The 25,040-nt window shown below is 62.4% G+C and carries 27 protein-coding genes; 10 read left to right on the top strand and 17 right to left on the bottom strand.

All coding sequences use genetic code 11. From position 1 onward, the window contains the following. Positions 1–177 precede the first annotated feature (177 nt). Positions 178–648: a Cys-tRNA(Pro) deacylase gene (ybaK, locus tag AC5O5I_RS22575; protein ID WP_105945838.1), complete on the top strand. Its 471-nt coding sequence runs from the start codon at positions 178–180 to the stop codon at positions 646–648. Positions 649–684: 36 nt separating this feature from the next. Here the strand turns inward: ybaK and AC5O5I_RS22570 are convergent, their stop codons facing one another. Beyond that, entirely contained in the window at positions 685–1,794 is a 1,110-nt protein-coding gene (locus AC5O5I_RS22570) for an ABC transporter ATP-binding protein (protein ID WP_172288648.1), read from the bottom strand. Continuing rightward, the gene (argF, locus tag AC5O5I_RS22565; protein WP_172288646.1) at positions 1,791–2,711 is read right to left on the bottom strand and encodes an ornithine carbamoyltransferase; all 921 of its coding nucleotides are present in this window, start codon (positions 2,709–2,711) and stop codon (positions 1,791–1,793) included. Before argF ends, AC5O5I_RS22570 begins: the two co-directional genes overlap by 4 nt. A 374-nt stretch (positions 2,712–3,085) precedes the next feature. Here argF and AC5O5I_RS22560 point away from each other — a divergent pair, with 374 nt between their 5' ends. Next, positions 3,086–5,194, top strand: a complete 2,109-nt coding sequence (locus tag AC5O5I_RS22560) for a molybdopterin-dependent oxidoreductase (RefSeq protein ID WP_494511603.1) — start codon at positions 3,086–3,088, stop codon at positions 5,192–5,194. A 91-nt stretch (positions 5,195–5,285) separates the two neighbouring features. Next, positions 5,286–5,621, top strand: coding sequence for a Grx4 family monothiol glutaredoxin (grxD, locus tag AC5O5I_RS22555; RefSeq protein WP_012313029.1), 336 nt, complete (start codon positions 5,286–5,288; stop codon positions 5,619–5,621). Between the two features lie 57 nt (positions 5,622–5,678). On the opposite strand, the gene bfr is transcribed toward grxD, so the two are convergent. Continuing rightward, positions 5,679–6,152: a bacterioferritin gene (bfr, locus tag AC5O5I_RS22550; protein ID WP_172230423.1), complete on the bottom strand. Its 474-nt coding sequence runs from the start codon at positions 6,150–6,152 to the stop codon at positions 5,679–5,681. 201 nt (positions 6,153–6,353) lie between these two features. After that, complete coding sequence (locus AC5O5I_RS22545; RefSeq protein WP_003254947.1) at positions 6,354–6,572, bottom strand: bacterioferritin-associated ferredoxin; 219 nt, start codon at positions 6,570–6,572, stop codon at positions 6,354–6,356. 224 nt (positions 6,573–6,796) lie between these two features. Here AC5O5I_RS22545 and AC5O5I_RS22540 point away from each other — a divergent pair, with 224 nt between their 5' ends. Beyond that, the gene (locus AC5O5I_RS22540; protein ID WP_012273884.1) at positions 6,797–7,399 is read left to right on the top strand and encodes a peroxiredoxin; all 603 of its coding nucleotides are present in this window, start codon (positions 6,797–6,799) and stop codon (positions 7,397–7,399) included. A 97-nt stretch (positions 7,400–7,496) separates the two neighbouring features. On the opposite strand, the gene rnt is transcribed toward AC5O5I_RS22540, so the two are convergent. Both rnt and pyrC read right to left on the bottom strand, forming a co-directional pair. Beyond that, on the bottom strand, positions 7,497–8,108 hold the full coding sequence (gene rnt / locus AC5O5I_RS22535) for a ribonuclease T (protein ID WP_372242459.1): 612 nt from the start codon (positions 8,106–8,108) through the stop codon (positions 7,497–7,499). A gap of 59 nt (positions 8,109–8,167) precedes the next feature. Beyond that, positions 8,168–9,214 carry a dihydroorotase gene (gene pyrC, locus AC5O5I_RS22530; protein ID WP_172285584.1) on the bottom strand — a complete coding sequence of 349 codons (1,047 nt, stop codon included), beginning with the start codon at positions 9,212–9,214 and terminating at the stop codon, positions 8,168–8,170. 130 nt (positions 9,215–9,344) lie between these two features. Here pyrC and AC5O5I_RS22525 point away from each other — a divergent pair, with 130 nt between their 5' ends. Beyond that, on the top strand, positions 9,345–10,268 hold the full coding sequence (locus AC5O5I_RS22525; protein ID WP_172285585.1) for a flagellar protein MotY: 924 nt from the start codon (positions 9,345–9,347) through the stop codon (positions 10,266–10,268). Between the two features lie 311 nt (positions 10,269–10,579). Then, positions 10,580–11,797, top strand: coding sequence for an argininosuccinate synthase (locus AC5O5I_RS22520; RefSeq protein WP_494511602.1), 1,218 nt, complete (start codon positions 10,580–10,582; stop codon positions 11,795–11,797). A gap of 68 nt (positions 11,798–11,865) precedes the next feature. On the opposite strand, the gene AC5O5I_RS22515 is transcribed toward AC5O5I_RS22520, so the two are convergent. Further along, the gene (locus tag AC5O5I_RS22515; protein WP_494511601.1) at positions 11,866–12,348 is read right to left on the bottom strand and encodes a hypothetical protein; all 483 of its coding nucleotides are present in this window, start codon (positions 12,346–12,348) and stop codon (positions 11,866–11,868) included. A 359-nt stretch (positions 12,349–12,707) separates the two neighbouring features. On the opposite strand from AC5O5I_RS22515, the gene AC5O5I_RS22510 reads away from it, so the two are divergent. Then, the gene (locus AC5O5I_RS22510; protein WP_172227923.1) at positions 12,708–13,331 is read left to right on the top strand and encodes a response regulator transcription factor; all 624 of its coding nucleotides are present in this window, start codon (positions 12,708–12,710) and stop codon (positions 13,329–13,331) included. A gap of 56 nt (positions 13,332–13,387) precedes the next feature. On the opposite strand, the gene AC5O5I_RS22505 is transcribed toward AC5O5I_RS22510, so the two are convergent. From AC5O5I_RS22505 to metG, 7 genes are all read right to left on the bottom strand, one after another. Beyond that, a complete protein-coding gene (locus tag AC5O5I_RS22505) occupies positions 13,388–13,564 on the bottom strand; it encodes a PA3496 family putative envelope integrity protein (RefSeq protein ID WP_172227921.1) in 177 nt (58 codons plus the stop codon). Positions 13,565–13,668: 104 nt separating this feature from the next. Further along, positions 13,669–14,307 carry an endonuclease III gene (gene nth, locus AC5O5I_RS22500; protein WP_172227919.1) on the bottom strand — a complete coding sequence of 213 codons (639 nt, stop codon included), beginning with the start codon at positions 14,305–14,307 and terminating at the stop codon, positions 13,669–13,671. A gap of 4 nt (positions 14,308–14,311) precedes the next feature. Beyond that, complete coding sequence (locus AC5O5I_RS22495) at positions 14,312–14,836, bottom strand: NADH:quinone oxidoreductase (protein ID WP_494511600.1); 525 nt, start codon at positions 14,834–14,836, stop codon at positions 14,312–14,314. Then, complete coding sequence (locus AC5O5I_RS22490) at positions 14,829–15,431, bottom strand: RnfABCDGE type electron transport complex subunit G (protein ID WP_494511599.1); 603 nt, start codon at positions 15,429–15,431, stop codon at positions 14,829–14,831. Before AC5O5I_RS22490 ends, AC5O5I_RS22495 begins: the two co-directional genes overlap by 8 nt. Further along, on the bottom strand, positions 15,428–16,402 hold the full coding sequence (locus tag AC5O5I_RS22485) for an RnfABCDGE type electron transport complex subunit D (protein WP_172227913.1): 975 nt from the start codon (positions 16,400–16,402) through the stop codon (positions 15,428–15,430). Before AC5O5I_RS22485 ends, AC5O5I_RS22490 begins: the two co-directional genes overlap by 4 nt. Beyond that, complete coding sequence (locus tag AC5O5I_RS22480; protein WP_494511598.1) at positions 16,399–16,947, bottom strand: Rnf-Nqr domain containing protein; 549 nt, start codon at positions 16,945–16,947, stop codon at positions 16,399–16,401. Before AC5O5I_RS22480 ends, AC5O5I_RS22485 begins: the two co-directional genes overlap by 4 nt. 87 nt (positions 16,948–17,034) lie before the next feature. Next, positions 17,035–19,074: a methionine--tRNA ligase gene (gene metG, locus AC5O5I_RS22475; protein WP_172227909.1), complete on the bottom strand. Its 2,040-nt coding sequence runs from the start codon at positions 19,072–19,074 to the stop codon at positions 17,035–17,037. A gap of 158 nt (positions 19,075–19,232) precedes the next feature. Here metG and apbC point away from each other — a divergent pair, with 158 nt between their 5' ends. Further along, on the top strand, positions 19,233–20,327 hold the full coding sequence (apbC, locus tag AC5O5I_RS22470) for an iron-sulfur cluster carrier protein ApbC (protein ID WP_494511597.1): 1,095 nt from the start codon (positions 19,233–19,235) through the stop codon (positions 20,325–20,327). Positions 20,328–20,459: 132 nt separating this feature from the next. Here apbC and AC5O5I_RS22465 read toward each other — a convergent pair whose 3' ends face one another. Beyond that, complete coding sequence (locus tag AC5O5I_RS22465) at positions 20,460–20,669, bottom strand: cold-shock protein (protein ID WP_012273869.1); 210 nt, start codon at positions 20,667–20,669, stop codon at positions 20,460–20,462. A gap of 338 nt (positions 20,670–21,007) precedes the next feature. On the opposite strand from AC5O5I_RS22465, the gene dcd reads away from it, so the two are divergent. Together dcd and AC5O5I_RS22455 are read left to right on the top strand one after the other, a co-directional pair. Further along, positions 21,008–21,574: a dCTP deaminase gene (gene dcd, locus AC5O5I_RS22460; protein ID WP_003258001.1), complete on the top strand. Its 567-nt coding sequence runs from the start codon at positions 21,008–21,010 to the stop codon at positions 21,572–21,574. Positions 21,575–21,670: 96 nt separating this feature from the next. After that, positions 21,671–21,898, top strand: coding sequence for a hypothetical protein (locus AC5O5I_RS22455; RefSeq protein WP_172227896.1), 228 nt, complete (start codon positions 21,671–21,673; stop codon positions 21,896–21,898). A gap of 10 nt (positions 21,899–21,908) precedes the next feature. On the opposite strand, the gene pdeM is transcribed toward AC5O5I_RS22455, so the two are convergent. Both pdeM and AC5O5I_RS22445 read right to left on the bottom strand, forming a co-directional pair. Further along, positions 21,909–22,565: a ligase-associated DNA damage response endonuclease PdeM gene (pdeM, locus tag AC5O5I_RS22450; protein WP_494511596.1), complete on the bottom strand. Its 657-nt coding sequence runs from the start codon at positions 22,563–22,565 to the stop codon at positions 21,909–21,911. Beyond that, positions 22,562–25,012, bottom strand: a complete 2,451-nt coding sequence (locus tag AC5O5I_RS22445; protein WP_494511595.1) for a ligase-associated DNA damage response DEXH box helicase — start codon at positions 25,010–25,012, stop codon at positions 22,562–22,564. Before AC5O5I_RS22445 ends, pdeM begins: the two co-directional genes overlap by 4 nt. Between the last annotated feature and the right edge of the window lie 28 nt (positions 25,013–25,040).

The following is a 25,040-nucleotide window of genomic DNA, read 5'->3' as shown; positions in this document are numbered from 1 at the left end:
CAAGAAACGCTTATGTCAAAGGTCGAAAGTGAACGATCAGTCACGATCTGGCTGCGTATTTCTACTGCGTAGCCCCGTTGCAGCCGCGTTGTAGAGCGGCGCGATTGCGGTGCGCTGGCTGGGAAGTGGGAATTGTCCTAAAGTAGCCGCCGAGCCGTCCCAGCCCGGAGCCCGTGCATGACCCCCGCCCTAGATCTGCTGAAAAAGCATCGCGCCGAACACCGCGTGCACAGTTATGAACATGACCCGAAGTCGGCCTCCTACGGCCTGGAGGCAGCGGAAAAGCTTGGCCTCGACCCACAGCAGGTTTTCAAGACGTTGCTGGCGAGCAGCGAGAAAGGCGAGTTGCTTGTAGCGGTGGTACCGGTGGTGGGCACGCTGGACCTCAAGGCCCTGGCCCATGCTGCCGGGGTGAAGAAGTGCGAGATGGCTGACCCGGCGGCGGCGCAGCGAGCCACGGGTTACCTCGTCGGCGGCATCAGCCCGCTTGGGCAAAAGAAGCGCCTGCGCACCTTCATCGATGACTCGGCGCAGAATTTTGCAACCATCCATGTCAGTGCTGGACGGCGTGGGCTGGAAGTGGAGTTGGCGGCGGTGGTGCTGGCCGAGCACACCCAGGGCAAGTTTGCCGGGATCGGCCGGGGCTGAGATTTTTGGGGCCGCCAAGCGGCCCCATATGTCGAGTCAGGTCGCCGAGCTGTGCCGACGAACCCCATTCTCCTGCCGCGGGAGCTGCGCCGCGACACTGCCCGGCACCGGGAACAGCACGAGGTGATCGGCCTTCACCGCAATACCCACATCGCCGCCGACCTGATGGTCGACATGGCTGGGGAAAATCGCCTCCAGCTGGCTGCCGGTGGGCAACTGCAGGCGATACAGGGTCGATGCCCCGAGAAAGCTCTTGCCGACGATGCTCGCCCGCAGCTGGCTATCTGGCGCATGCACGATATCGTCCGGGCGCAACAGCACATCTACCGAGCTGCCCGGCGCCATGATGTAGGCACGGTTGCCGCGCAATTCACCCAGCTCGGTATTGACTGCTTCGTGGCTGCTCATCTGGCCACGGATGAAGTAGCCCTGGCCGATGAAGCTGGCCACAAACGGCGTCTGCGGCTCGTGATAAAGGTTGTAGGGCGTGTCCCACTGCTCGAGGCGGCCTTCCTTGAACACGCCGACCTGATCGCTGACGGCGAAGGCTTCTTCCTGGTCATGGGTGACCAGGATGGCGCTGGTGCCACGGCTCTTGAGGATGTCGCGAACCTCATGGCTGAGGCGCCGGCGCAGCTCCACGTCAAGGTTGGAGAACGGCTCGTCGAGCAGTAGCAGCTGCGGCTCGGGCGCCAGCGCCCGGGCCAGTGCGACCCGTTGCTGCTGGCCGCCGGACAGCTCATGCGGGTACCGCCCGCCCAGCCCGCCCAGCTTGACCAGTTCGAGCATCTCGTCGATGACGGCGGCTTGGCGTGGGTGCTTGGCAATGCCAAAGGCAATGTTCTGCGCAACGGTCAGGTGCGGGAACAGCGCGTAGTCCTGGAACACCATGCCGATACGGCGTTTTTCCGGCGAGAGGGTGAAACCCGCCCGGGAAATGACCTCGCCGGCCAGCTGGATCTCGCCGTCATGCACCGGCTCGAAACCGGCGATGGCGCGCAAGGTGGTGGTCTTGCCGCAACCGGATGAGCCCAGCAGGCAACCAATGTCGCCTGCGTTCAGGTGCAGGTTGAGGTTCTGGACGATGCGCTGGTCGCCATAGCCGCAGGCCAGGTTGCGCAGGTTGAGCAGTAGGGGTTGACTCATGCGTGGTGGTAAGCCGGTTCGACAAGGAATTCGAGAAGGGCCTTCTGTGCATGCAGGCGGTTTTCAGCCTGGTCCCAGGCGACCGAACGTGGGTCGTCGAGCAGGTCATGGCTGATTTCCTCGCCACGGTGGGCGGGCAGGCAGTGCATGAACAGGGCGTCGGGTGCGGCCAGGTCGAGCAGTTCGCGGGTGACCTGGTAAGGCGCGAAATGCGCCAGGCGCCGTGCAGTTTCCTCCTCCTGGCCCATGGAAGTCCAGACATCCGTGGTGACCAGATGGGCATCGCGCACGGCTTCCTTCGGGTCGCGGACGATTTGCACGCTGTCACCGCCAATGGCCATGAAGCGCGGGTCCGGGTCGTAACCTTCCGGGCAGGCGATGCGCAGCTGGAAGCCAAACTGCCGGGCGGCCTCGATATACGAGTTGCACATGTTGAAGCCATCGCCGATCCAGGCCACGGTCTTGCCCTGGATCGAGCCACGCTGTTCGAGGAAGGTCTGCATGTCGGCCAGCAGCTGGCATGGGTGCGACTCGTCGGACAGGGCATTGATCACCGGTACGCGCGAGTTGGCGGCGAACTCGGTGAGCGTGCTGTGGGCGTGGGTACGGATCATTACCACGTCAAGCATGCTCGACAGCACGATGGCGCTGTCGCTGATCGGCTCGCCCCGGCCCAGCTGGGTGTCGCGCGGGGACAGGAAAATCGCCTGGCCGCCGAGCTGGATCATGCCGGCTTCGAACGACACCCGGGTACGGGTCGAGGATTTCTCGAAGATCATGCCCAGCACGCGGCTTTTCAGCGGCTCGAACAGCACGCCTCGTTTGCGCAGGTCCTTCAGCTCGATGCCGCGGCGGATCACCCCGAGCAATTCGTCGGTGGTGAAGTCCAGCAGGGAGAGAAAGTGCCTAGCGCTCATGATTGACTACCTTATCTGCAACGGTATGCAGGTCGACCGTATGGTTTTTTTTGACAACGGGAGTGACCTGCGGCGTAAGCCGCACGGGGCGGACGAAATAGGGAAAGGCGCAATACTATAATTAAATGTCGCCTGAAACCAAGAGGGGAAACAGCTGCCGATCGCTAAGGATGTTGCAAAGGGTGTCTCGACCCGCAGGGCGGTGCTGTTTTTTATTTGCTACAGACGGTTGTACACGGCTTGCTGGCAATTTGGCAAATGGCTGTCGCGAATCGTGCGCCTGATGACGCTGGATTCACGCGGCGAAGCGCGCTGGCGGGGGGGAGGGGCCGGGCGCATAGTCATTGCTCGACACCAACAAGGCAGAGGCGGCCATGACCAAGACCCTGCATCACCGTGCCTGTCACCTGTGCGAAGCGATTTGCGGGTTAAACATAGAAGTCAGCCACGAGGACGACGGGCGGGCGCTGATTACCTCGATCAAGGGCGATCCCCTGGATCCGTTCAGCCGTGGCCATGTCTGCCCCAAGGCCGTGGCCCTGCAGGATATCCAGAACGATCCCGACCGCCTGCGCCAGCCGCACAAACGCGTGGGCGAGGGCTGGCAAGCCATTGGCTGGGATGAAGCCTTTACCCTGGCCGCCGACAGACTGTGGGCAGTCCAGCAAGCCCACGGGCGCAATGCCGTGGCGGTCTATCAGGGCAATCCAAGCGTGCACAACTACGGCTTGATGACGCACAGCAACTATTTCCTCGGCCTGCTGAAAACCCGCAACCGTTTCTCTGCCACTTCGGTGGACCAGTTACCGCAGCACCTCGTCAGCCACCTGATGTACGGCCATGGCCTGCTGCTGCCGGTCCCCGATATCGACCACACCGACTTCATGCTGATCCTCGGCGCCAACCCACTGGCTTCCAATGGCAGCATCATGACCGTGCCAGACGTGGAAAAGCGCCTGAAGGCCCTGCGGGCACGTGGCGGGCGCCTGGTGGTGATCGACCCGCGGCGTAGCGAAACGGCTGCGATGGCGGACACTCACTTGTTCATGCGCCCAGGCGGGGATGCTGCCCTGCTCGGCGGCGTGCTCAACACCCTCTTCGCCGAAGGCCTGACGCGGGGCTCGCATTTGCCCATCAACGGGCTGCAGCAGGTGCGCGAAGCGCTTGCGCCGTTCACTGCAGAGGCCATGAGCGCGCATTGTGGCATCGCGCCAGCGCAGATTCGGCAACTGGCACGCGACTTCGCCGCTGCTGAGCGGGCGGTGTGCTACGGCCGCATGGGTGTTTCCACCCAGGCCTTCGGTACCCTCTGCCACTGGCTGGTGCAACTGATCAACCTGGTGACCGGCAACCTCGACCGCGAAGGCGGCGCGTTGTGCACGGAGCCTGCCGTCGACCTGGTGGCGAGCACTTCCGGTGGCCACTTCAACGCTTGGCAGAGCCGGGTTTCGTGCTTGCCGGAGTATGCCGGCGAACTGCCCGTGGCGGCCTTGGCCGAGGAGATGCTGACCCCCGGCGACGGGCAGGTGCGTGCCTTGGTGACGGTGGCCGGCAACCCTGTGCTGTCCACGCCCAACGGCCGCCAGCTGGATGCCGCGCTCGCAGGCCTCGACTTCATGCTGAGCATCGATCTGTACATCAACGAGACCACGCGCCACGCCGACCTGATACTGCCGTCCACTTCGGCACTGGAGAACGACCACTACGACACTACCTTCAACCTGCTGGCCGTGCGCAACGTGACGCGTTTCAACCGGGCAATCCTGCCCAGGCCGCAAGGCGCGCTGCACGACTGGGAGATATTTGTCGGTCTTGCACAGGCATTCGCCAAGCGTGCCGAGCGGGAGTTGAAACCGACCTTGGCGCCAGCACAGATGATCGACCTGGCCCTGCGCAAGGGGCGTTATGGCGAGGCCACGCCATGGCAGCTTTCGCTCATGACACTGGACAATCACCCGCATGGCCTCGACCTTGGACCGTTGCGTGCCAACCTCGCGGCGCGCCTGGCGACGGTCGGCAAGGCTGTGGAAGCGGCGCCGCAGGTACTGCTGGACGACCTGCAGCGGCTGGCGCAACAGCCGCCCCCGGTACCGGGCGAATTGCTGCTCATCGGACGTCGCCACGTGCGCAGCAACAACTCATGGATGCACAATTTCCAGCGCCTGGTCAAAGGCAAGCCACGCCATCAGTTGTTGATGCACCCGCAAGACTTGCAGCAGCGCCAGTTGCAGGATGGCCAGCGGGTACGCATCCGCTCGCGCACCGGCACCCTTGAAGTGGAGGTGCAGGCCTGCGCGGATATCATGCCCGGCGTGGTCAGCCTGCCCCATGGCTTCGGCCATGCACGCAAGGGCGTGCAGTTGCAGGTAGCCCGGGCCCAGCCGGGGGTGAGTGCCAACGACCTCACCGATGAGCGCCTGCGCGATCAGGTTTCCGGCAATGCTGCACTCAATGGCGTGCCCGTGCAGGTGGAGGCCGCGTGAGGAACGGTAAGGCCGAGCATGCTGCCTGGCTTTCCGATACAATGCGTCACCGTGCCGACGACGACGTCGGAAAGTTCAGCCGAGGTGCTACATGGATATCATCGAAACGATCAAAGAGCAGATTGCCAACAACACCATTCTGCTCTACATGAAAGGCTCGCCGAATGCCCCGCAGTGCGGGTTCTCGGCAAAGGCATCGCAAGCTGTGATGGGTTGTGGCGAAAAGTTCGCCTACGTCGACATCCTGCAGAACCCGGAAATCCGCGCAAACCTGCCAAAATATGCCAACTGGCCGACCTTCCCGCAGCTGTGGGTAGCCGGTGAGCTGGTTGGCGGCAGCGACATCATGCTGGAGATGTTCGAGAACGGCGAGCTGCAGACCCTGATCAAGGACGCCGCTGCAAAGGCGAAGGCCTCCGAAGCCTGATCTGCCTGCAGACATGAAAAAACCCGCACTTGGCGGGTTTTTTTATGCGGGAAGCTTTTACTCTTCGCCCATCTGCGATTGCAGGTAGTTCTCGATGCTGATCTTGTCGATCAGACCCAGCTGGGTCTCCAGCCAGTCGATGTGTTCTTCCTCGGACTCGAGGATGTCTTCGAGCATGTCACGCGAACCGAAGTCGCCAGCCGTTTCGCAATGGGCGATGGCTGCCTTGAGGTCGGCCAGGCCTTTCTTTTCAAGTTTAAGGTCGCACTCGAGCATTTCCTTGGTGTGCTCGCCGATCAGCAGCTTGCCCAGGTCCTGAACGTTGGGGATGCCTTCGAGGAAAAGAATACGCTTGATCAGTTTGTCAGCGTGCTTCATCTCGTCGATGGATTCCTTGTACTCGTGCTTGCCGAGTTTGTTCAGGCCCCAATCTTCGTACATGCGAGCGTGCAGGAAGTACTGGTTGATCGCGACCAGCTCGTTTCCGAGGATCTTGTTGAGATGCTGGATGACGCTTACGTCGCCTTTCATTACGGGTTCCTGCCCTGTAGAAGTGTGCCAATACAGTGAAGTTTGAGCCCGATAGTTAGTAGTGTCAAACCTAAGTTATTGAATAATAAATGAAAATTAATAGGAATAAGAATGTTTGTGAACCGCGTTGGGACGCTAACTTATTGAATTACAGGCATAAAAAAACCGGACACGAGGTCCGGTTCTTCAAATTCGGGGTAATCAGGCCGCAGTGAATTCCACCGGGTAGGGCAGGGCTGCCTGGCTGACCTGGAGCTCGGTCAGGGTCTCGCGGACCACTTGCTTGGCCACGCAGGCGCATTTGCCACACTGGCTGGCGACGTTGGTCGCGGCTCGCACTTCCTTGTAACTGCAGCATCCTTCATAGATCGCATCGCGGATCTGTCCGTCGGTAACGCCGACACAAAGACACACATACATAAGGGCTGACCATCGCTGGTTGAGTCGATGGGGTGGAGCTTAATGTTAATGAGAATGCTTGTCAAAGGACTTTCTGAAAGGGCCGTGCTTGAGCGACCGATGGTTGACTGCCTGATGGATTCGGCCTGTCATCAGAAGCCGTGTATGATGGTCGGCCTTTGTTGGATGTCGGGCAAGCCCGTCTGGCCCGGCAAACGGTTTTTCACCCTCATCAGGAGATTACAATGAGCGTACTCGTTGGTAAGAAAGCCCCCGATTTCACCGTGCCAGCCGTGCTGGGCAATGGCGAGATCGTCGACAGCTTCAACCTGGCTTCGGCCATCAAGGGCAAGTACGGCCTGGTGTTCTTCTACCCGCTGGACTTCACCTTCGTCTGCCCGTCCGAGCTGATCGCCCTGGACAACCGCATCCCTGACTTCCAGGCCCGCAACGTGGAAGTGATCGGCGTGTCGATCGACTCGCACTTCACCCACAACGCCTGGCGTAACACCCCGGTCAACAACGGCGGCATCGGCCAGGTGAAGTACACCCTGGCTGCCGACATGACCCACGAGATCTGCAAAGCCTACGACGTCGAGTCCGAAGGCGGCGTTGCCTTCCGTGGCGCGTTCCTGATCGACACCAACGGTGTTGTCCGCTCGCAGATCATCAACGACCTGCCACTGGGCCGTAACATGGACGAACTGCTGCGCCTGGTCGACGCCCTGCAATTCCACGAAGAGCACGGCGAAGTCTGCCCTGCCAACTGGAAAAAAGGCGACAAAGGCATGAACGCTTCGCCAGAAGGCGTTGCTGCCTACCTGAGCGAGAACGCCGGCAAGCTGTAATTGCTGCGTGCATGAAAAAACCGGCCCATGTGGCCGGTTTTTTTGTGCCTTTCTGTGCCGGCCTCTTCGCGGGCATGCCCGCGAATGGTTTGGCAACTCAGTCGTTGAAGTCGCGCCAGCCGCCCATTTCTTTCCAGCGGTTGACGATGCCGCAGAACAACTCGGCCGTCTTCTCGGTGTCGTACCGCGCCGAGTGCGCTTCACGCCCGTCGAAGTCGATGTCGGCGCTCTGGCAGGCCCGTGCCAGCACGGTCTGGCCGTAGGCCAGACCCGCCAGGGTGGCGGTGTCGAAGCTGGAGAACGGGTGGAACGGGTTGCGCTTCAGGTCAAGGCGCGCGACTGCTGCATTGAGGAAGCCCAGGTCGAAGCTGCTGTTGTGGCCGACCAGGATCGCCCGCTTGCAGCCATTGGCCTTGAGTGCCTTGCGTATGCCGCGGAAGATGTCGGTCAACGCGGTTTCCTCGCTGACGGCCATGCGCAGCGGGTGGTCCAGCTTGATCCCGGTGAATTCCAGTGCGGCCTGTTCGATGTTGGCCCCTTCGAACGGTTCAACCCGGTGGAAGTAGGTGTGCTCGGGGAACAGGAAACCCTTGTCGTCCATGCCGATGGTGACTGCGGCAATCTCCAGCAGGGCATCGGTGGCGCTGTTGAAGCCGCCGGTTTCCACATCCACCACAACCGGCAGGTAGCCGCGGAAGCGCTCGGCCATCGGGTGACGCGAACCGCTGTTGCCCTGGGTGTCCTGGTCGTCTTCGTAGAGGTCTTCGCTCACGCGTTTTCCTCCAGCAGGCGCCAGCGCAGCTTTTCGCCAGCGCGCAACGGGATCACCGTCTGCTCGCCAAACGGCAGGCTGTCCGGCGCGGTCCATTCTTCACGAACCAGCGTGATGCTGTCGGTGTTCGCCGGCAGGCCATAGAAGGCCGGGCCGTGCAGGCTGGCAAAGCCTTCCAGCTTGTCCAGAGCGTTACGCTGTTCGAATGCTTCGGCGTACATCTCGATGGCCGCATAGGCGGTGTAGCAACCGGCGCAACCGCAGGCGGCTTCCTTGGCGTGACGGGCATGGGGTGCCGAGTCGGTGCCGAGGAAGAACTTCGGGTTGCCGCTGGTGGCCGCGTCCAGCAGCGCCACCTGGTGGGTGTTGCGCTTGAGGATCGGCAGGCAGTAGAAGTGCGGGCGAATGCCGCCAACCAGCATGTGGTTGCGGTTGTACAACAGGTGCTGCGCGGTGATGGTCGCGCCAACGTTGGCCGGGGCCTCGGTAACGAACTGCGCGGCATCGCTGGTGGTGATGTGCTCGAATACCACTTTCAGCGTCGGGAATCGCTCGACTACGCGGCGCATGTGTTCGTCGATGAAGCGTTTTTCACGGTCGAAAACGTCGATCTCGCTGCGCGTCACTTCGCCATGCACCAGCAGTGGCATGCCAACTTCCGCCAGCGCCTCGATGGCCGGGAAGATGTTGTCGATGCTGGTAACGCCCGAATCGGAGTTGGTGGTGGCGCCGGCCGGGTATAGCTTGGCGGCGTAGACAATGCCACTGGCCTTGGCCGCGCGGATGTCTTCGGGGCTGGTGCGGTCGGTGAGGTACAGCACCATCAGCGGCTCGAAGCGGCTGCCGGCAGGGCGCGCGGCCAGGATGCGCTCACGGTAGGCGCCGGCCTCGTCGGCATTGCGCACCGGCGGAACCAGGTTGGGCATGATGATGGCACGGGCGAAGGTACGCGCCACATCGCCAACGGTGTGGGGCAGGACGGCACCATCGCGCAGATGGATGTGCCAGTCGTCGGGGCGCAGGAGGGTCAGGCGATCGGACATTGGGGATTCCAGGCGGGTCGAACTCAAGCGCCAATGCTACCGGAAAACCCCCGGGCGAGCACGGGTATCAAGTTTTCCGGGACGCGTCCGATAGCCTGCAGGTAAGCCGTCAGAATTTGTGGAGCCGCCCGTGCGCCAGCGTTACATAGCCCTGTTGACCCTGTTCGCCAGCCTGCCTGCCGGCGCACTGACATTCCAGACGCGCATGGAAAACATTGCCTGGAAGGTTGAAGGTGACCAGTTCGAATGCCGCCTGATCCAGCCGATCGACGGCTTTGGCAGCGGCGAGTTCGTGCGCCGGGCGGGCGAGCAGCCGGTGTTCCAGCTGCGCTCGGCCGGCAATGTGCTGGGCGCGGGCAACGCCAGCCTGCTGGCGGCAGCGGCGCCGTGGCAGCCCGGGCGTGGTGATATCAACCTTGGCAGCGTCCGCCTGGCCCGCACAGGCGTGCTGTTCAGCTCGTCACAGGGTCAGGCCAGCCGCCTGATCAACGGTTTGCTCGATGGCCGCAGCACGGTGGTGCGCAACTACACCGGTGAGGCGGGCAGGCCGATGGAAGTGCGCGTGTTGCCGGTCAGCTTCGCCAAGGCCTACAGCGATTACCAGGTGTGTGCTGCCAAGCTCCTGCCGATGAACTACGACCAGGTACGCCAGACCCAGGTGGGCTTCCCGGGGGGGGGTATCGAACTGGATGATTCCGCGCGCGCGCGGCTGGATGTGATTCTGGATTACATGAAGGCTGATCCGTCGGTTAACCATGTCGAGCTCAATGGGCACTCGGACAACAGTGGTAACCGTTTGACCAATCGCGACCTGTCGCGCCGCCGGGCGTTGGCCGTGGCTGATTACCTGACGGCGCATGGGATTGCGCAGGAGCAGATTACCGTGCGTTTCCATGGCGAGCGGTACCCGCTTGCGAAGAACAACAGTGCGGCGAATCGGGCGCGCAATCGGCGGGTGAATATCGAGCTGGATCGGGGGGTGGTGCCAGAGAAACCGGTGGAGCAGGCTGCGCCTGCGCCTGCTGCAGCAGCGCCGGGGGCGAAGGCTCCTTGAGGGTGGAGGGCCGGGTGTATGGAGGTGGATTGCAATGAGGCCTCCATGTGTTCGGCACAGCATTTCCGGCGCTCGATCTCACAGCCGCTGAATATGGCAAGGCATGCACCTTGGGGCCATGATCCCATCCATCCATCCATCCATCCAATCCAAGCCATGCACCTGGTGCCTCGATCATCAGCCCCCTCCAACCCCGTCGCCCTTCCGACAGTTCCTGTCGCTTTGTCGTCAGAAGCTGTCGCCCCACTGTAAATTTATCCTCAAGGCCGTTAGAATCGATCCCTTTCCGTACAACCCCGTGGAGTGATGGCATGGCGGACGTAAATAAGGTCGTACTGGCGTATTCCGGCGGCCTTGATACTTCGGTGATTCTCAAGTGGCTGCAGGATACCTACAACTGCGAAGTGGTGACCTTCACCGCTGACCTGGGGCAGGGCGAAGAGGTCGAGCCGGCCCGCGCCAAGGCTCAGGCAATGGGCGTTAAAGAGATCTACATCGACGACCTGCGCGAAGAGTTCGTGCGTGATTTCGTGTTCCCGATGTTCCGCGCCAACACCGTCTACGAAGGCGAGTACCTGCTGGGTACCTCCATCGCCCGTCCGCTGATCGCCAAGCGCCTCATCGAAATCGCCAACGAAACCGGCGCTGACGCCATTTCCCATGGCGCCACCGGCAAAGGCAACGACCAGGTTCGTTTCGAGCTGGGTGCCTATGCCCTGAAGCCAGGTGTCAAGGTTATCGCCCCATGGCGTGAGTGGGACCTGCTGTCCCGCGAGAAGCTGATGGACTACGCCGAGAAGCACGGCATCCCGATCGAGCGTCACGGCAAGAAGAAATCGCCTTACTCGATGGACGCCAACCTGCTGCATATCTCATACGAAGGCGGTGTCCTGGAAGATACCTGGACCGAGCACGAAGAAGACATGTGGCGCTGGAGCGTCTCGCCAGAGAACGCCCCGGACCAGGCAACCTACCTCGAGCTGACCTACCGCAACGGTGACATCGTCGCCATCGACGGCGTCGAGAAAACCCCGGCCACCGTCCTGGCCGATCTGAACCGTATCGGTGGTGCCAACGGTATCGGCCGCCTGGACATCGTCGAAAACCGTTATGTCGGCATGAAGTCGCGTGGCTGCTACGAGACGCCTGGCGGCACCATCATGCTCAGGGCTCACCGGGCCATCGAGTCGATCACCCTGGACCGCGAAGTCGCTCACCTGAAAGACGAGCTGATGCCGAAGTACGCCAGCCTGATCTACACCGGTTACTGGTGGAGCCCGGAGCGCGTCATGCTGCAGCAGATGATCGACGCTTCGCAGGTCAACGTGAATGGTGTTGTTCGCCTGAAGCTGTACAAAGGCAACGTCACCGTAGTGGGCCGCAAGTCGGACGATTCGCTGTTCGATGCCAACATCGCTACCTTCGAGGAAGATGGCGGCGCCTACAACCAGGCGGATGCTGCCGGCTTCATCAAGCTCAACGCCCTGCGTATGCGCATCGCTGCCAACAAGGGCCGTTCGCTGCTCTGATCATTGGCGTGTAGCAAGAACCCCGGCTTTGGCCGGGGTTTTTTTTGCCTGCGCAAAGGCCTGCGGTTTCAACTTCCAGGGTCTACCACATCGGCATCCAGTGGGCTGATCGACAGCTGAACACATTGACGTTGATCCAGGTTGCAAAAGCGCCAGATGCGCGCTGGCACGGCTGGCTGGGCAAGCGCAAACAGCAGCTGTTGCTCCATCAGGCGGTTGGCGTCAGGGCCGGAGAACGTGAAGGTGACAGGCTCCTCATGCGCAGACTCCTGGGGGTTATTGGCGATGGACGGAGTGGCTGCGGCGCTGGATTGCGGGGGGGCGTCGGTTGCTGTTTCACGTGCTGACGGGTTGTAGAACGACTTGTAATTGAAGTTCAGCGTCAGGAAAAACAGTGCCGTCAGAAAGAACGGGAAGCCTACCAGGAACCAAGTGTAGAGCTTTTGGCTGGACTCGCTTAGAAACGGCAGTGTAGCCAGGGCGGATGCCTCGATGATCCCCGCGAAGATGGCAATGATGGTCAGCGGGGCGACAGGTTGTGATGGGGTCATGTGGGCCGTCTCCAGCGATTTTGCCCATCTTCACCTCTGAGGTGCAATCAACTGAAGACTGGAGCGCTTCCGGGTGTGGACGCCAGCATGCTCTGCAGCAGTATTTTTTCTGACTGAGAAGTTGGATGCTTCTTCAAATCAAGGTGAATGTTCAATAGGGTCATTGTTGCAGCCGACTGATACCGTTTTTGGGTAATAAAGAAGTTGGTTGTTACAACTACTGCCGTTGTGTGTAGGAAATTTCTGTAAGTGATGTAGGTTTCATCTGTTCATCCGTTTCGCCCGGAAATCGCCGCGCCAGCAGGCGCCCCGTCGGTTATCTTGGCGTGCCAAAGCAATAATGAATGAATGGATATCGCATGAATAAAGTGCTTATCGTGGATGATCATCCGGTCATACGCCTGGCCGTACGCATGCTGATGGAGCGGCATGGGTACGACGTCGTGGCGGAAACCGACAATGGGGTGGCTGCGCTGCAGCTGACAAGGCAACACCTGCCGGATATCGTGGTTCTGGATATCGGTATCCCGAAACTCGATGGCCTGGAGGTGATTGCCCGCATTGCGACTTTCAGTCCGAAGAGCAAGGTACTGGTGCTGACATCGCAGGTGCCCGGCAACTTTTCGATGCGCTGCATGCAGGCGGGGGCTGCGGGGTATGTATGCAAGCAACAGGAGCTGACCGAGCTGCTGAGCGCCATCAAGGCCGTACTGTCGGGCTACAGCTATTTCCCCAACCAGGCCTTGCATGCGTCACGTGGCAGGGGAGGGGGTAGCGAGACGGACATGGTCAACCGCCTCTCGGCGCGCGAGATGACCGTATTGCAGCAGCTGGCCCGGGGGCGTTCTAACAAGGAAATCGCTGACAGCATGTACCTCAGCAACAAGACGGTCAGTACCTACAAGGCGCGGTTGTTGCTCAAGCTGAATGCGCGATCACTCGTCGACTTGATCGAACTGGCACAGCGGCAAGGACTGAACTGACGGCGAAGCCGTAAAGCCTCCAATCGGGAGGCTTTGCCAGGGTTGCCGGCCCGGCGCTACAGATCGTAGTCGAAATCGGCCAGCTGCTTTTGCAAGCGTCGCTCTTCGAGCATGTTGTCGATGGTGCGGCGTTTGCTGAGGTTGGTCTTTGCGGTTTCCACTTGGGGCTCCGCTTCATCCTCTACGGCAACAAAATCATCTTCGATCGACAGGTCGTCTTTATCGCTACTCATGAGTCGCTCCAAGCCAAGGGGCCATTGGCCGTCCTTATAACCAGAAAGCAGACGTTGGTAAAAAAGATTTTTTCAATCGTGCTGGGTGGTTTCTGCCTATTGGCTCAATCGTCAGAGGTTTTGTGCTTGTATTCGCACAAATCTTCGATCCGACAGCTGCCGCACCTCGGCTTGCGCGCCTGGCACACGTAACGCCCGTGCAGGATCAGCCAGTGATGAGCGTCCAGCAGGTAATCCTTCGGTACGAACTTCATCAGCTTTTTCTCCACTTCCAGCACGGTCTTGCCTGGGGCAATACCCGTGCGGTTGCTGACGCGGAAAATATGCGTATCCACTGCCATGGCTGGCTGGCGGAACGCGGTATTGAGTACCACGTTAGCGGTTTTGCGACCCACACCAGGCAGCGCCTCCAGGGCTTCGCGGGTTTGCGGCACCTGGCTGTCGTGAAGTTCGATCAGCAGCCGGCAGGCTTCAATCACGTTCCTGGCCTTGCTGTTGTATAGCCCGATGGTCTTGATGTACTCGCTTAGGCCTTCAACACCCAAGGCATGGATAGCCTCGGGGGTATTTGCAACCGGGAACAGGCGGGCGGTAGCCTTGTTGACCCCGACGTCGGTGGATTGCGCGGACAGCGTCACGGCCACCAGCAGCTCGAACGGAGTGGTGTAGGCCAGTTCGGTCTTGGGGTCGGGGTTGTCTTCGTGCAGCCTGCGAAATATCTCCAGGCGTTTGGCGGCATTCATGAAATCAGAGCTTTCCTTGACGGCGTGGATGGGCGGGGCCCGGACGCAGGCGATTGTACAAGGCCACCAGCAGTCCGAGCAGTAGCAGCGCGCCGGGGGCCAGGTTGGCCAGGTGTACATCTGTGATGTTGGCCAGCCACTGGCGGCACGCGCCAAGCAACAGGCAGCAGGCAAACACCGCGCCAAGGTGCGTGGCAAGCAGGCGCCAGCGGCCTTGTTCGGGTAGCAGGTGGTCAACGGCCAGGCATTGCAGGCACAGCAGGAGCGGGTAGGGGCCGAGGGTAATCGCCAGCGGTAGCAGCCAGGCACGCAGCCCCAGTTGCAAGCAGGTGAGCAACGCCGCCAGCAGCAGCAAGCTGGCCAGCACATACGCCCAACGGGCCAGCCGCTTGCGCAGCGGTGTCAGCAACAGTTGGTGCAAGCTGGCTGTCAGCACTGCGCACAAGCCAATGGCGACACCTTCGCGCAGTGTCCGGGTGGCGCCCAGCAAGGACACCAGGCTTGCAGCCAACAGGTAGAACCTATTCATCCACGGCGCCCTCCAGCAGCCCGCCACGTTGTTCATCGAAATAGCCCAGCGCTTCCTGCAAGGCGGTGATCACTGCCCGCGAGGTCACGGTTGCGCCGGCCAGCTGGTCAAAGTCACCGTGGTCCCGTTCAAGCGCCCAGTGATCGCCCAGATGGCGATTGGCAAATTGGTCCAGCCAGTGCACCTGCGGGTCGCCCAGGCGTGCCCCCAGCCCCGGGCTTTCCTGCTGTTCGACCACCTGGCTGGCAATCAACCGGCCGTCTGTGGCGATGGCGACGCTCAGTACGATTGGCCCGGCGTAGCCCTGGGCCTGGGTGACCAGAATGATCGCGCTTGGCTTGCCCGTCAGGGTGGCCCGGTAAGCCGCCAGGACGCGGCTGGCTGGCCGCTGTGCAGCAGGTGTTGGCAAAGGGTTGTCCAGCGGCTGGTTGTCGTAGCTGCCGGCGGGCAGCACCGCCAGCCGTTGGCGAGTTTGCAGTTGCTTCTCGGCGCTGACGATCGCCGGCCGGGTCCACTGCCGCCATGCCAGGGTAGTGGACACAGCAATGGCTGCGGTCAGCAGCAACAGGCCCGCGTCGCGCGCCAGGCGGTTCATCGAGCGGCCTGCTGGCGCTGCAGGGCCAGGCGGTCGAGCGCCGGTGCCATGAGGTTCATCAGCAGGATGGCGAAGGCCGTGCCATCCGGGTAGCTGCCCCAGGTGCGAATGAGGTAGATGAGCAGCCCTGTGCCCACCCCGAAGTACAGCCTGGCCCATTCGCTCCTGGGACCGGATACAGGTTCGGTGGCAATGAAGAACGCCGCCAGCATGGTCGAACCGGAGAACAGGTGCAGCAAGGGCGAGCCATTGGAGTCCGACCCCGAACCGTTCCAGCCCAGCAGGCTGAACAGCGCCAGCCCTGCCAGCAACCCCGCAGGGGCATGCCAGCTGATTACTCTGCGCTGTAGCAAGAAAAGGCCGCCCAGCAGAAAGGCCAGGTTCACCCATTCGCTGCCCCGCCCGCCAATGCTGCCGAAGCCTGGGTGACTGGCGAACAGTTCATCGATGGTCAGGCTGCGGTTGTGGCGCAGGCCGTCGAGCAGTGTCGGCCGGGCCCAGGCATCGACCTGGTCGCCCCCGGCAAACACCTGTTGCAGGCTGTCCAGCAGGCCGGGTGCCGGCCCTGGCCAATGGTTCATCTGCAGCGGGAAGCTCAGCAGCACGAAGGCATAGCCGACCATGGCCGGGTTGAACAGATTGCGCCCGACACCGCCAAAGGCCTGTTTGCCAATGCCAATGGCAACGCTCGCGGCAACCACGGGTAACCACCAAGGGGCCAGGGCGGGCAAGGAGGCCGCCAGCAATACGGCGGTTACCAGCGCGCTGCCATCGTTCAGCGCCGCACCCGGCGGTTGTGCCCGTACCGCCACCAGCAACGCTTCGCACAGCAGGGCGGCACTGGCGCTTAGCAGAAGGTTCAGCAGCACTCCCCAGCCTTGCAGCCACAGCAACGTCAGCAGGCCAGGGCTGCAGGCCAGCAGTACCAGGCCCATGCTGGTGCGCAGCCGCGGGTCGGGAACGGTTTTCATGGTGCGAACAACCCGTTGAAAGCGGAAAATGCCATGGCCATTATCCCAGCCCCCAGCAATTCGATGGGCAGACCGCGTAGTGCGCCAGGGATGTCGGCGTGGGCACAGCGCTCGCGCAGGTCGGCAAACAGCGCCAGCGCCAGCCAGAAGCCGGCACCGGCCAGCAGGGCTTGCAGCAGCGTTGCCAGCCATGTGCTGTCGCTGCTTGTCTGCTGCAGGGCCAGGCCCAACACTGCGGCATTTCCCAGTAGCAGTGTCGGTCGACCCACCATGGCCCAGGCCGGACGCCACACGGCCAGCAATTGCGGTACGCCCCAGGCGAGCAGCGCCAGCCATGGCAACAGCAGAAACAGGACAAAGTCCTGCGCCTGCAGCGGCACAAGCACTGCGCGCACCAGCAGCTGACCACCGATCACGCCCAGGGCAATGCACAATGCGCAGGCCAGGCCGTGCACATGCACGTGCAGCCTGGGAACGGGCTGTTGCAGCAGGCACAGTTGATTGACCAGCGCGGCACTGACCAACACCAGAATGTAGTCGTTCATGGCATGACGATAGCCGGAAATCGTGGCGAGGGTCCGGTCACCAAGGGCTGAAAGCAATGCCCCGGCACGAGGGCCGGGGCAGGGAGCTTACTTGATGCGTTGACCTGGCTTGGCGCCGCTGTCCGGGCTCAGCAGGTAGATTTCCTCACCGCCAGGGCCCGCAGCCATGACCATACCCTCGGACACGCCAAAGCGCATCTTGCGCGGTTTGAGGTTGGCCACCATCATGGTCAGGCGGCCTTCGAGTTGGGACGGGTCGGGGTAGGCCGACTTGATCCCGGAGAACACATTGCGGCGCTCGTCACCAATGTCCAGGGTCAGTTGCAGCAACTTGTCGGCACCCGCCACGGCTTCGGCCTTGACGATCAGCGCCACGCGCAGGTCGACGGCAGCGAAGGTATCGAACTCGATCTCCGCCGACAGCGGGTCCTTGGTCAGCTCGCCATTGCCCGCCGGGGCCTTGGCTTCGGCAGCCAGCAGGTCTTCCTTGCTGGCAGCGACCATGGCCTCGACCTTGGCCAGTTCGATGCGGCTCATCAGCGCCTTGAACGGGTTCAGCGCATGGTTTTCCAGGCGCGACAGGTGGTCGTTCCAGGTCAATGGCGCCACGTTGAGGAACGCTTCGGCGTCGGCGGCCAGCACCGGCAGCACAGGCTTGAGGAAGATCACCAGCTGGCGGAACAGGTTGATACCCTGGGCGCAGATGGCCTGCACTTCATCCTGCTTGCCTTCCTGCTTGGCCAGCGACCACGGTGCCTTGTCGGCGATCCAGGCGTTGGCACGGTCGGCGAGTGCCATGATTTCGCGCATGGCGCGGCCGAAGTCGCGCGCTTCATACGCTTCGGCAATGGACGGCGCGGCGGCCAGGAAAGCTTCGGTGAGCTCTGGCGCGGCATCGCCGGCTACCATCACGCCCTCGTTGCCCTTGTGGATGAACCCGGCGCAGCGGCTGGCGATGTTGACCACCTTGCCGACCAGGTCGGAGTTGACCTTCTGCACGAAGTCTTCGAGGTTCAGGTCGAGGTCATCGACGCCACGGCCCAGCTTGGCCGCGTAGTAGTAGCGCAGGTATTCCGGCTGCAGGTGGTCGAGGTAGGTGCGGGCCTTGATGAAGGTGCCGCGCGACTTGGACATCTTGGCGCCGTTGACGGTCAGGTAGCCGTGTACGTTGACCGCGGTCGGCTTGCGGAAGCCGGCGCCTTCGAGCATGGCTGGCCAGAACAGGGCGTGGAAGTTGACGATGTCCTTGCCGATGAAGTGGTACAGCTCGGCCTTGGAGTCCTGGTTCCAGAAGGCATCGAAATCCAGCTCCGGGCGGCGTGCGCAGAGGTTCTTGAAGCTGGCCATGTAGCCGATCGGCGCATCCAGCCACACGTAGAAGTACTTGCCCGGCTCGCCCGGGATCTCGAAGCCGAAGTACGGCGCATCGCGGGAGATGTCCCACTCCTGCAGGCCCGAGTCCAGCCATTCGGCCAGCTTGTTGGCGACCGCGTCCTGCAGGGTGCCGCTGCGGGTCCACTGCTGCAGCATGGCCTGGAAGTCTGGCAGCTTGAAGAAGAAGTGCTGGGAATCACGCAGTACCGGGGTGGCACCCGAGATGGCCGACTTGGGATTTTTCAGCTCGGTGGGCGCGTAGGTGGCGCCGCATTTTTCGCAGTTGTCGCCGTACTGGTCTTCGGCCGCGCATTTCGGGCAAGTGCCCTTGATGAAGCGGTCGGCGAGGAACATGCCCTTTTCCGGGTCGAAATACTGGGTCACCGAACGGGTGGCGATGTGCCCGGCTTCACGCAGGCGCGTGTAGATCAGGCTGGACAGTTCGCGGTTTTCTTCGCTGTGGGTGGAGTGGAAGTTGTCGAAGTCCACCAGGAAGTCGGCGAAGTCGCTGCTGTGCTCGGCCTGGACGTTGGCAATCAGCTGTTCCGGCGTGATGCCTTCCTTCTCGGCGCGCAGCATGATCGCCGAACCGTGGGCGTCGTCGGCGCAGACATAGATGCACTGGTTGCCGCGCAGCTTCTGGAAGCGCACCCACATGTCCGTCTGGATGTACTCCAGCATATGGCCAAGATGGATCGATCCATTGGCATAGGGCAGGGCGCTGGTGACGAGAATCTGACGTGGCTCGGACATGGTGGCTCGGCTACTTATCTGGCTACGGGGTAAAAATGAGGGTGATCGGCCACTATAAAGGGCTGGCGAATATATTTCACCCAGCAGAAGCATCTGCGGACGATTGACGGGTTAGGATAGGCGCCTGTTTTATATTCAGTTTGCCAATGGGAGTGTCCATGAGTGCCGTCACCCGTGCCGCCGTCGAAGGCGTGCTTCGCCAGTACACCGACCCCTACCTGAACCAGGACCCGGTCAGCGCCGGTTGCGTGCGCGCCATCGATATCCAGGGTGGGCAGGTCAGCGTGCAGTTGCAGCTGGGGTATGCCGCAGGGCTGTTCAAGAACGGCTGGGCCCAGGTGCTGCAGACCGCTATCGGCAACCTTGACGGCGTCAGCGGCGCCCAGGTGTCGATCGACTGCGTCGTGGCTGCGCACAAGGCCCAGGCCCAGGTGCCGGCCATGGCCAACGTCAAGAACATCATCGCCGTGGCCTCGAGCAAGGGCGGTGTGGGCAAGTCGACCACCGCAGCCAACCTGGCCCTGGCCCTGGCCCGCGAAGGTGCACGGGTCGGTATCCTCGATGCCGATATCTACGGCCCTAGCCAGGGCGTGATGTTCGGTATCGCCGAGGGCACTCGCCCGCAGATTCGCGAGCAGAAGTGGTTTGTGCCGATCAAGGCCCATGGCGTCGAAGTGATGTCCATGGCGTTCCTTACCGACGACAACACGCCTATGGTCTGGCGTGGCCCGATGGTTTCCGGTGCATTGCTGCAACTGGTGACCCAGACTGCCTGGGATGACCTGGACTACCTGGTGATCGACATGCCGCCGGGCACCGGTGACATTCAGCTGACCCTGGCACAGAAGGTGCCGGTGGCCGGCTCGGTGATCGTCACCACGCCACAGGACCTGGCGCTGCTGGATGCCAAAAAAGGCGTGGAGATGTTCCGCAAGGTCAATATCCCGGTGCTGGGCGTGGTCGAGAACATGGCCGTGCATATCTGCTCGAACTGCGGCCATGCCGAGCATCTGTTTGGTGAGGGTGGTGGGGAGAAGCTGGCGAGCCAGTACGGCGTCGACCTGCTGGCGTCACTGCCGTTGTCGATGTTGATCCGCGAGCAGGCCGACAGTGGCAAGCCAACGGCGATTGCCGAGCCGGAAAGCCAGATTGCCATGGTCTACCAGGAACTGGCGCGCCAGGTGGGCGCCCGGATCGTGCTGCAGGAAGCAGCAGCACCTGCCATGCCGAGCATCACCATCAGCGAAGATTGACCTGAGACCGAGTCGCCTGCTCCCGCAGCGGGAGCGGGCAAGCCCGCGAAGCAGGCGACCCGGTCTTTCAGCCAGGCATAAAAAAACCCGCCAGAAGGCGGGTTTTTTTGAAAGCTAGGAAGCTAGATCGACTTAGGCGATCTGAACTTCTTCAGCCTGCATGCCTTTCTGGCCGCGGGTAGCGACGAAAGTAACAGCCTGGCCTTCTTTCAGGGTTTTGAAGCCGTCAGCTTGGATGGCTTTGAAGTGCACGAACAGGTCGTCGCCCGACTGAGGGGTGATGAAGCCGTAGCCTTTCTCATCGTTGAACCACTTAACGGTACCGTTTTGACGGTTGGACATTTTTCTGTCTCCTTGGACAATTTAATTACGGTCAGGAAAAACCCTTCCCGGGACTGAGCGCAAAGAGAGCAGAAAATTCAGCGATGGTGCGATCTTGATCGTGCATCAAACTAGAGATTCTCGGTGTCACGTGCAGCACAGTGGCGACACCTTACCCCACTTTCCGCAACCTGCCAATGGCCAGAGGCCGCTTTACGCAAAATCGGATCGACGGCGGCTGCAAGCCCCGTCGGGCGGGGATTGTAGCCCTAATGCAGGATGAAACTTTGAAGCGGGCGCCGGGACCGGTAAGATGCGCGTCACCATTTTCACCTCGCAACTCTTCAGGACACCCCGCCATGAGCATCAAATCGGACAAGTGGATTCGCCGCATGGCGCAGGAACACGGCATGATCGAACCGTTCGTCGAGCGCCAGGTGCGCGGCGAGCAGGACAGCCGGGTGATCTCCTTCGGCGTCTCCAGCTATGGCTACGACGTGCGCTGCGCCGACGAATTCAAAGTGTTCACCAACATCAACTCGGCCACCGTCGACCCCAAGAACTTCGATGCCGGCAGCTTCGTCGACATCAAGAGTGACGTGTGCATCATCCCGCCGAACTCGTTTGCCCTGGCGCGCACCGTCGAGTACTTCCGCATTCCACGTGACGTGCTGACCATCTGCCTGGGCAAGAGCACCTACGCCCGCTGCGGCATCATCGTCAACGTCACCCCGCTCGAGCCCGAGTGGGAAGGCCACGTGACGCTGGAGTTCTCCAACACCACCACGCTGCCGGCGAAGATCTACGCCAACGAAGGCGTGGCGCAGATGCTCTTCCTGCAGTCCGACGAAGAATGTGAAGTCTCGTACAAGGACCGTGGCGGCAAGTACCAGGGCCAGCGCGGCGTCACCCTGCCGCGCACCTGAGCCGACGGGCGCGCGGAATTTCACGCGCCTTTGGCACTCCAACGGATAACCGTGCCGATGTGCATGACGCCCATCGGCTGTTGTCAGGAGGTGCCAATGAAACTCCATCCCGCGATCAGTGCGAAGCTGGCCGGCTTGCAGCCCAACCATGTAGGGGTGCTGCCGTGGTCACTGCTGGCGCATCCGCTGCCGCTGCAGGCGGGGGGCGTGCCCCACCAGCCTGGTCCCGATACCCCGCAACCACCGCAACCTGGTGAAACACCACCCATGGAGCCGGGCGAGCCGACCCTGCCTGATGAGCCACCTCCCGCACCTGTTGCCTGAGCCTGCGCTGCTATAGCAGCGGCCACACGCGGTCTGCGCCAGCCAGATAAACCTTGCTGGCGCTGGCCGGTGCAATTTCCCACCCGCCGGTGAACTCACCGAATGCGGGCAGCAGGCTGACTTGCTGATCGATCAGGAAGCACGGCAGGCGCAAGCGCTGGCGTGCCCTGCCGCGCAGGACGAACACCGGATGCACGTGGCCCGCAAGCACCGGGTAGGCCGGGTGCGGCTTGGGTTCGTGCTGCAACGCGAAAGGCGCCAGTACCCATGGCTCGTCGACGACCCGGATATCGAGCGCGGCCGGTGGGTCGCCGGCGTTGCGGTCGTGATTGCCCCGTATCAGTACAATTTCCAGGCCTGCATGGCGCTCGCGCCATGCTTGCAGCCTGGCCAGTGTTGCGGGTGCCCGGGCCGTACGTGCGTGCAGAAAATCGCCAAGCACGACCAGACGCTCGCAATCATGCGCTGCCAGCAAGGCATCCAGGCGGGCCAGCGTCGCATCGGTGGTCCCGCGCGGTACCGGTTGATGCAGGGCACGGTAACTGGCGGCCTTGCCGATATGCACATCGGCCACCAGCAAGGCCCGGCGGGCCGGCCAGTAAATGGCCTTGTCGGGCAGCAGCCATAGTACCTGACCGCACAAATCGATCGGCTGATGGTTGTTCACTGCCCACCCGCCGCGCGTTCCAGATCCGCCACCATTCGCGCAATACGGTCGGCCAGCTTCTCGGTGCTCAGGGTTTCGCGCATCCCCTCCACCAGCAAGGCAAACGCCAGCGGCCCCAGGCGCTTCAATGCCTGCAGGTCCAGGCGCAGGCCCTCCATTTTCACCAGTTGCCGATGCAGCCGGTCGATTTCCAGCTCCTCCCTGAGCACTTCATCGCTAGCCTGGCCCAGTAGCAGGTTCCCCGCATCGTGCTTGCGGAACACCTCATAGAACAACCCGCTGGAGGCCTGGATCTGCCGTGTACTCTTCTGCGCCGCCGGGTAACCACCAAACACCAGCCCGGCAATCTGGGCGATTTCGCGAAAGCGCCGCAGCGCCATTTCGCCTGCATTCAGGCTGGCCAGCACATCCTCCAGCAGATGATCGGTACCGAGCGCCCGAGGCAAATGCGTCGCCCAGTCCACGTTGCCCGGGCTGAGCAGTTCGAAACCATAGTCGTTGACGGCAATCGATACCGACAGCGGCTGGTCCCGGCTGACCCGCCAAGCAATCAGGTTGGCCAGGCCCAGGTTGGCCATGCGCCCGGCGAACGGGTACAGGAACAGGTGCCAGCCCTGGCGTGACTTGAAGGTTTCTGCCAGCAGCGTGCGGGTGGTGGGCAGCGCCGACCATTGCGCCTGCAGTTCCAGCAACGGGCGCACCGACCGCATTTCGGGCCCTTCGAAATGCTGATGAGCGGCAGCGTCGAGCTGTTCGACCAGCGCATCGGCCAGTTCGCTGGAAAGCGGCATGCGCCCGCCGTTCCAGCGCGCCAGCGCAGCCTTGCGCGCGGTGCTGCGGCGCACATAGGCGGTCATGTTTTCGACGCGGACCAGCTCCAGCACCCGCCCGGCAAAGACCAGGGTATCGCCCGGCCGCAGGCGAGCGATGAAGGCTTCTTCGACACTGCCCAATGTCTTGCCGCCACCGCCTTTGCTCCAGTATTTCAGTTGCAGGTTGGCGTCGCTGACGATGGTGCCGATGCTCATGCGGTGGCGTCGCGCCAGGCGTTCGCTGGCAACCCGATAAACCCCGTCGGCGTCGCGCTCGACGCGCTGGTAGTCCGGGTAGGCGGTGAGCGAGCTACCGCCGTGGCAGACAAAGTCCAGTGCCCACTGCCACTGGCTGTCGCGCAGTTCGTCAAAGGCCCAGGTGCTGCGTACTTCGGCCAGCAACTGGTCGGCGCGAAAGCCGCTGCCCAAGGCCATGGTGACCAGGTGCTGCACCAGCACGTCCATGCACAGCCGCGGCGAGAAGCGCGCCTCGATATGCCCCGCGGCCAATGCCTGGCGGGCCGCCGCAGCTTCCACCAGTTCCAGGCTATGGGTGGGCACCAGGGTCAGTCGCGAGCGCCGTCCGGGGGCATGACCAGAGCGCCCGGCGCGCTGCATCAGGCGGGCGATACCCTTGGCGGAGCCGATTTGCAGCACGCGTTCCACCGGCAGAAAATCTACCCCCAGGTCCAGGCTGGAGGTGCAGACCACCGCCTTGAGGGCGCCTTGCTTGAGGCTGCGCTCGACCCAGTCACGGGTATCGCGGGCCAGCGAGGCATGGTGCAGGGCAATCAGGCCGGCCCAGTCCGGGCGTGCGTCCAGCAGGGCCTGGTACCAGAGTTCGGCCTGGGCGCGGGTATTGGTAAAGACCAGGCAGCTGGCACTGGCATCGATCTCCCGGCTGACCTGGTCGAGCATTTTCAGGCCCATGTGCCCGGCCCAGGGGAAGCGCTCGATCGCCGCTGGCAGCAGGGTATCGACCTGCAGGGCCTTGTCCTGCCTGCCCTGCACCAGCAAGCCGCCTTGGGGCAGCAGAACGTCCAGGGCGTGCTGCAGGTTACCCAGCGTGGCAGACAGGCCCCAGGTGGGTAAGCCAGGGTGCCAGCGACGCAGCCTGGCCAACGCCAGTTGCAGTTGCACCCCACGTTTGTTGCCCAACAGTTCGTGCCATTCGTCCACGACCACCAGGCGCACGCTGGCGAAGTCTTCGCTGGCCTGTGCCCGGGTCAGCAGCAAGGTCAGGCTCTCGGGAGTTGTCACCAGCACGCTGGGCAGGCGACGCGCTTGGCGGGCACGTTCGGCGCTGCCGGTATCGCCGCTGCGCACGCCCACGCTCCACGGCAAACCCAGTTCATCCAGGGGTGCCTGCAGTGCCCGGGCGGTGTCTGCGGCAAGGGCGCGCATGGGCGTCACCCACACCACCTGCAAGGGCGCCGGCTGACGGCCTTGAGGCTGGGCCTTGAATGCACGCAGTGCGGCGAGCCAGACCGCGTAGGTCTTGCCCGCGCCGGTACTGGCATGCAGCAGGCCGGACTCACCCCGCTCGACAGCCGCCCAGACCCGCCGCTGGAAAGCGAACGGCGTCCAGCCGCGTTGGGCGAACCAGGCATCGGCAAGGTTGGTAGCGGCGGGCATGGGGCTGGTGGTCCTTCGAAGGCTGTGC

Source organism: Pseudomonas sp. 9_2_1 (genome assembly GCF_059295275.1).
Note: the sequence above shows the minus strand (reverse complement) of the source record. Positions and strands in the feature narration are given on the sequence as shown.

What these genes read in the sequence shown, in the direction of transcription:
- AC5O5I_RS22570 (WP_172288648.1), bottom strand. Translation starts at nt 1,794, where the DNA reads ATGAGTCAACCCCTACTGCTCAACCTGCGCAACCTGGCCTGCGGCTAT.
- grxD (WP_012313029.1), top strand. Translation starts at nt 5,286, where the DNA reads ATGGATATCATCGAAACGATCAAAGAGCAGATTGCCAACAACACCATT.
- AC5O5I_RS22485 (WP_172227913.1), bottom strand. Translation starts at nt 16,402, where the DNA reads ATGAAAACCGTTCCCGACCCGCGGCTGCGCACCAGCATGGGCCTGGTA.
- AC5O5I_RS22515 (WP_494511601.1), bottom strand. Translation starts at nt 12,348, where the DNA reads ATGACCCCATCACAACCTGTCGCCCCGCTGACCATCATTGCCATCTTC.
- AC5O5I_RS22505 (WP_172227921.1), bottom strand. Translation starts at nt 13,564, where the DNA reads ATGAGTAGCGATAAAGACGACCTGTCGATCGAAGATGATTTTGTTGCC.
- argF (WP_172288646.1), bottom strand. Translation starts at nt 2,711, where the DNA reads ATGAGCGCTAGGCACTTTCTCTCCCTGCTGGACTTCACCACCGACGAA.
- AC5O5I_RS22445 (WP_494511595.1), bottom strand. Translation starts at nt 25,012, where the DNA reads ATGCCCGCCGCTACCAACCTTGCCGATGCCTGGTTCGCCCAACGCGGC.
- dcd (WP_003258001.1), top strand. Translation starts at nt 21,008, where the DNA reads ATGAGCATCAAATCGGACAAGTGGATTCGCCGCATGGCGCAGGAACAC.
- AC5O5I_RS22455 (WP_172227896.1), top strand. Translation starts at nt 21,671, where the DNA reads ATGAAACTCCATCCCGCGATCAGTGCGAAGCTGGCCGGCTTGCAGCCC.
- AC5O5I_RS22545 (WP_003254947.1), bottom strand. Translation starts at nt 6,572, where the DNA reads ATGTATGTGTGTCTTTGTGTCGGCGTTACCGACGGACAGATCCGCGAT.
- metG (WP_172227909.1), bottom strand. Translation starts at nt 19,074, where the DNA reads ATGTCCGAGCCACGTCAGATTCTCGTCACCAGCGCCCTGCCCTATGCC.
- AC5O5I_RS22540 (WP_012273884.1), top strand. Translation starts at nt 6,797, where the DNA reads ATGAGCGTACTCGTTGGTAAGAAAGCCCCCGATTTCACCGTGCCAGCC.
- apbC (WP_494511597.1), top strand. Translation starts at nt 19,233, where the DNA reads ATGAGTGCCGTCACCCGTGCCGCCGTCGAAGGCGTGCTTCGCCAGTAC.
- AC5O5I_RS22495 (WP_494511600.1), bottom strand. Translation starts at nt 14,836, where the DNA reads ATGAATAGGTTCTACCTGTTGGCTGCAAGCCTGGTGTCCTTGCTGGGC.
- AC5O5I_RS22490 (WP_494511599.1), bottom strand. Translation starts at nt 15,431, where the DNA reads ATGAACCGCCTGGCGCGCGACGCGGGCCTGTTGCTGCTGACCGCAGCC.
- AC5O5I_RS22560 (WP_494511603.1), top strand. Translation starts at nt 3,086, where the DNA reads ATGACCAAGACCCTGCATCACCGTGCCTGTCACCTGTGCGAAGCGATT.
- AC5O5I_RS22520 (WP_494511602.1), top strand. Translation starts at nt 10,580, where the DNA reads ATGGCGGACGTAAATAAGGTCGTACTGGCGTATTCCGGCGGCCTTGAT.
- AC5O5I_RS22465 (WP_012273869.1), bottom strand. Translation starts at nt 20,669, where the DNA reads ATGTCCAACCGTCAAAACGGTACCGTTAAGTGGTTCAACGATGAGAAA.
- bfr (WP_172230423.1), bottom strand. Translation starts at nt 6,152, where the DNA reads ATGAAAGGCGACGTAAGCGTCATCCAGCATCTCAACAAGATCCTCGGA.
- nth (WP_172227919.1), bottom strand. Translation starts at nt 14,307, where the DNA reads ATGAATGCCGCCAAACGCCTGGAGATATTTCGCAGGCTGCACGAAGAC.
- rnt (WP_372242459.1), bottom strand. Translation starts at nt 8,108, where the DNA reads ATGGCCGAGCGCTTCCGCGGCTACCTGCCGGTTGTGGTGGATGTGGAA.
- ybaK (WP_105945838.1), top strand. Translation starts at nt 178, where the DNA reads ATGACCCCCGCCCTAGATCTGCTGAAAAAGCATCGCGCCGAACACCGC.
- AC5O5I_RS22510 (WP_172227923.1), top strand. Translation starts at nt 12,708, where the DNA reads ATGAATAAAGTGCTTATCGTGGATGATCATCCGGTCATACGCCTGGCC.
- pyrC (WP_172285584.1), bottom strand. Translation starts at nt 9,214, where the DNA reads ATGTCCGATCGCCTGACCCTCCTGCGCCCCGACGACTGGCACATCCAT.
- AC5O5I_RS22480 (WP_494511598.1), bottom strand. Translation starts at nt 16,947, where the DNA reads ATGAACGACTACATTCTGGTGTTGGTCAGTGCCGCGCTGGTCAATCAA.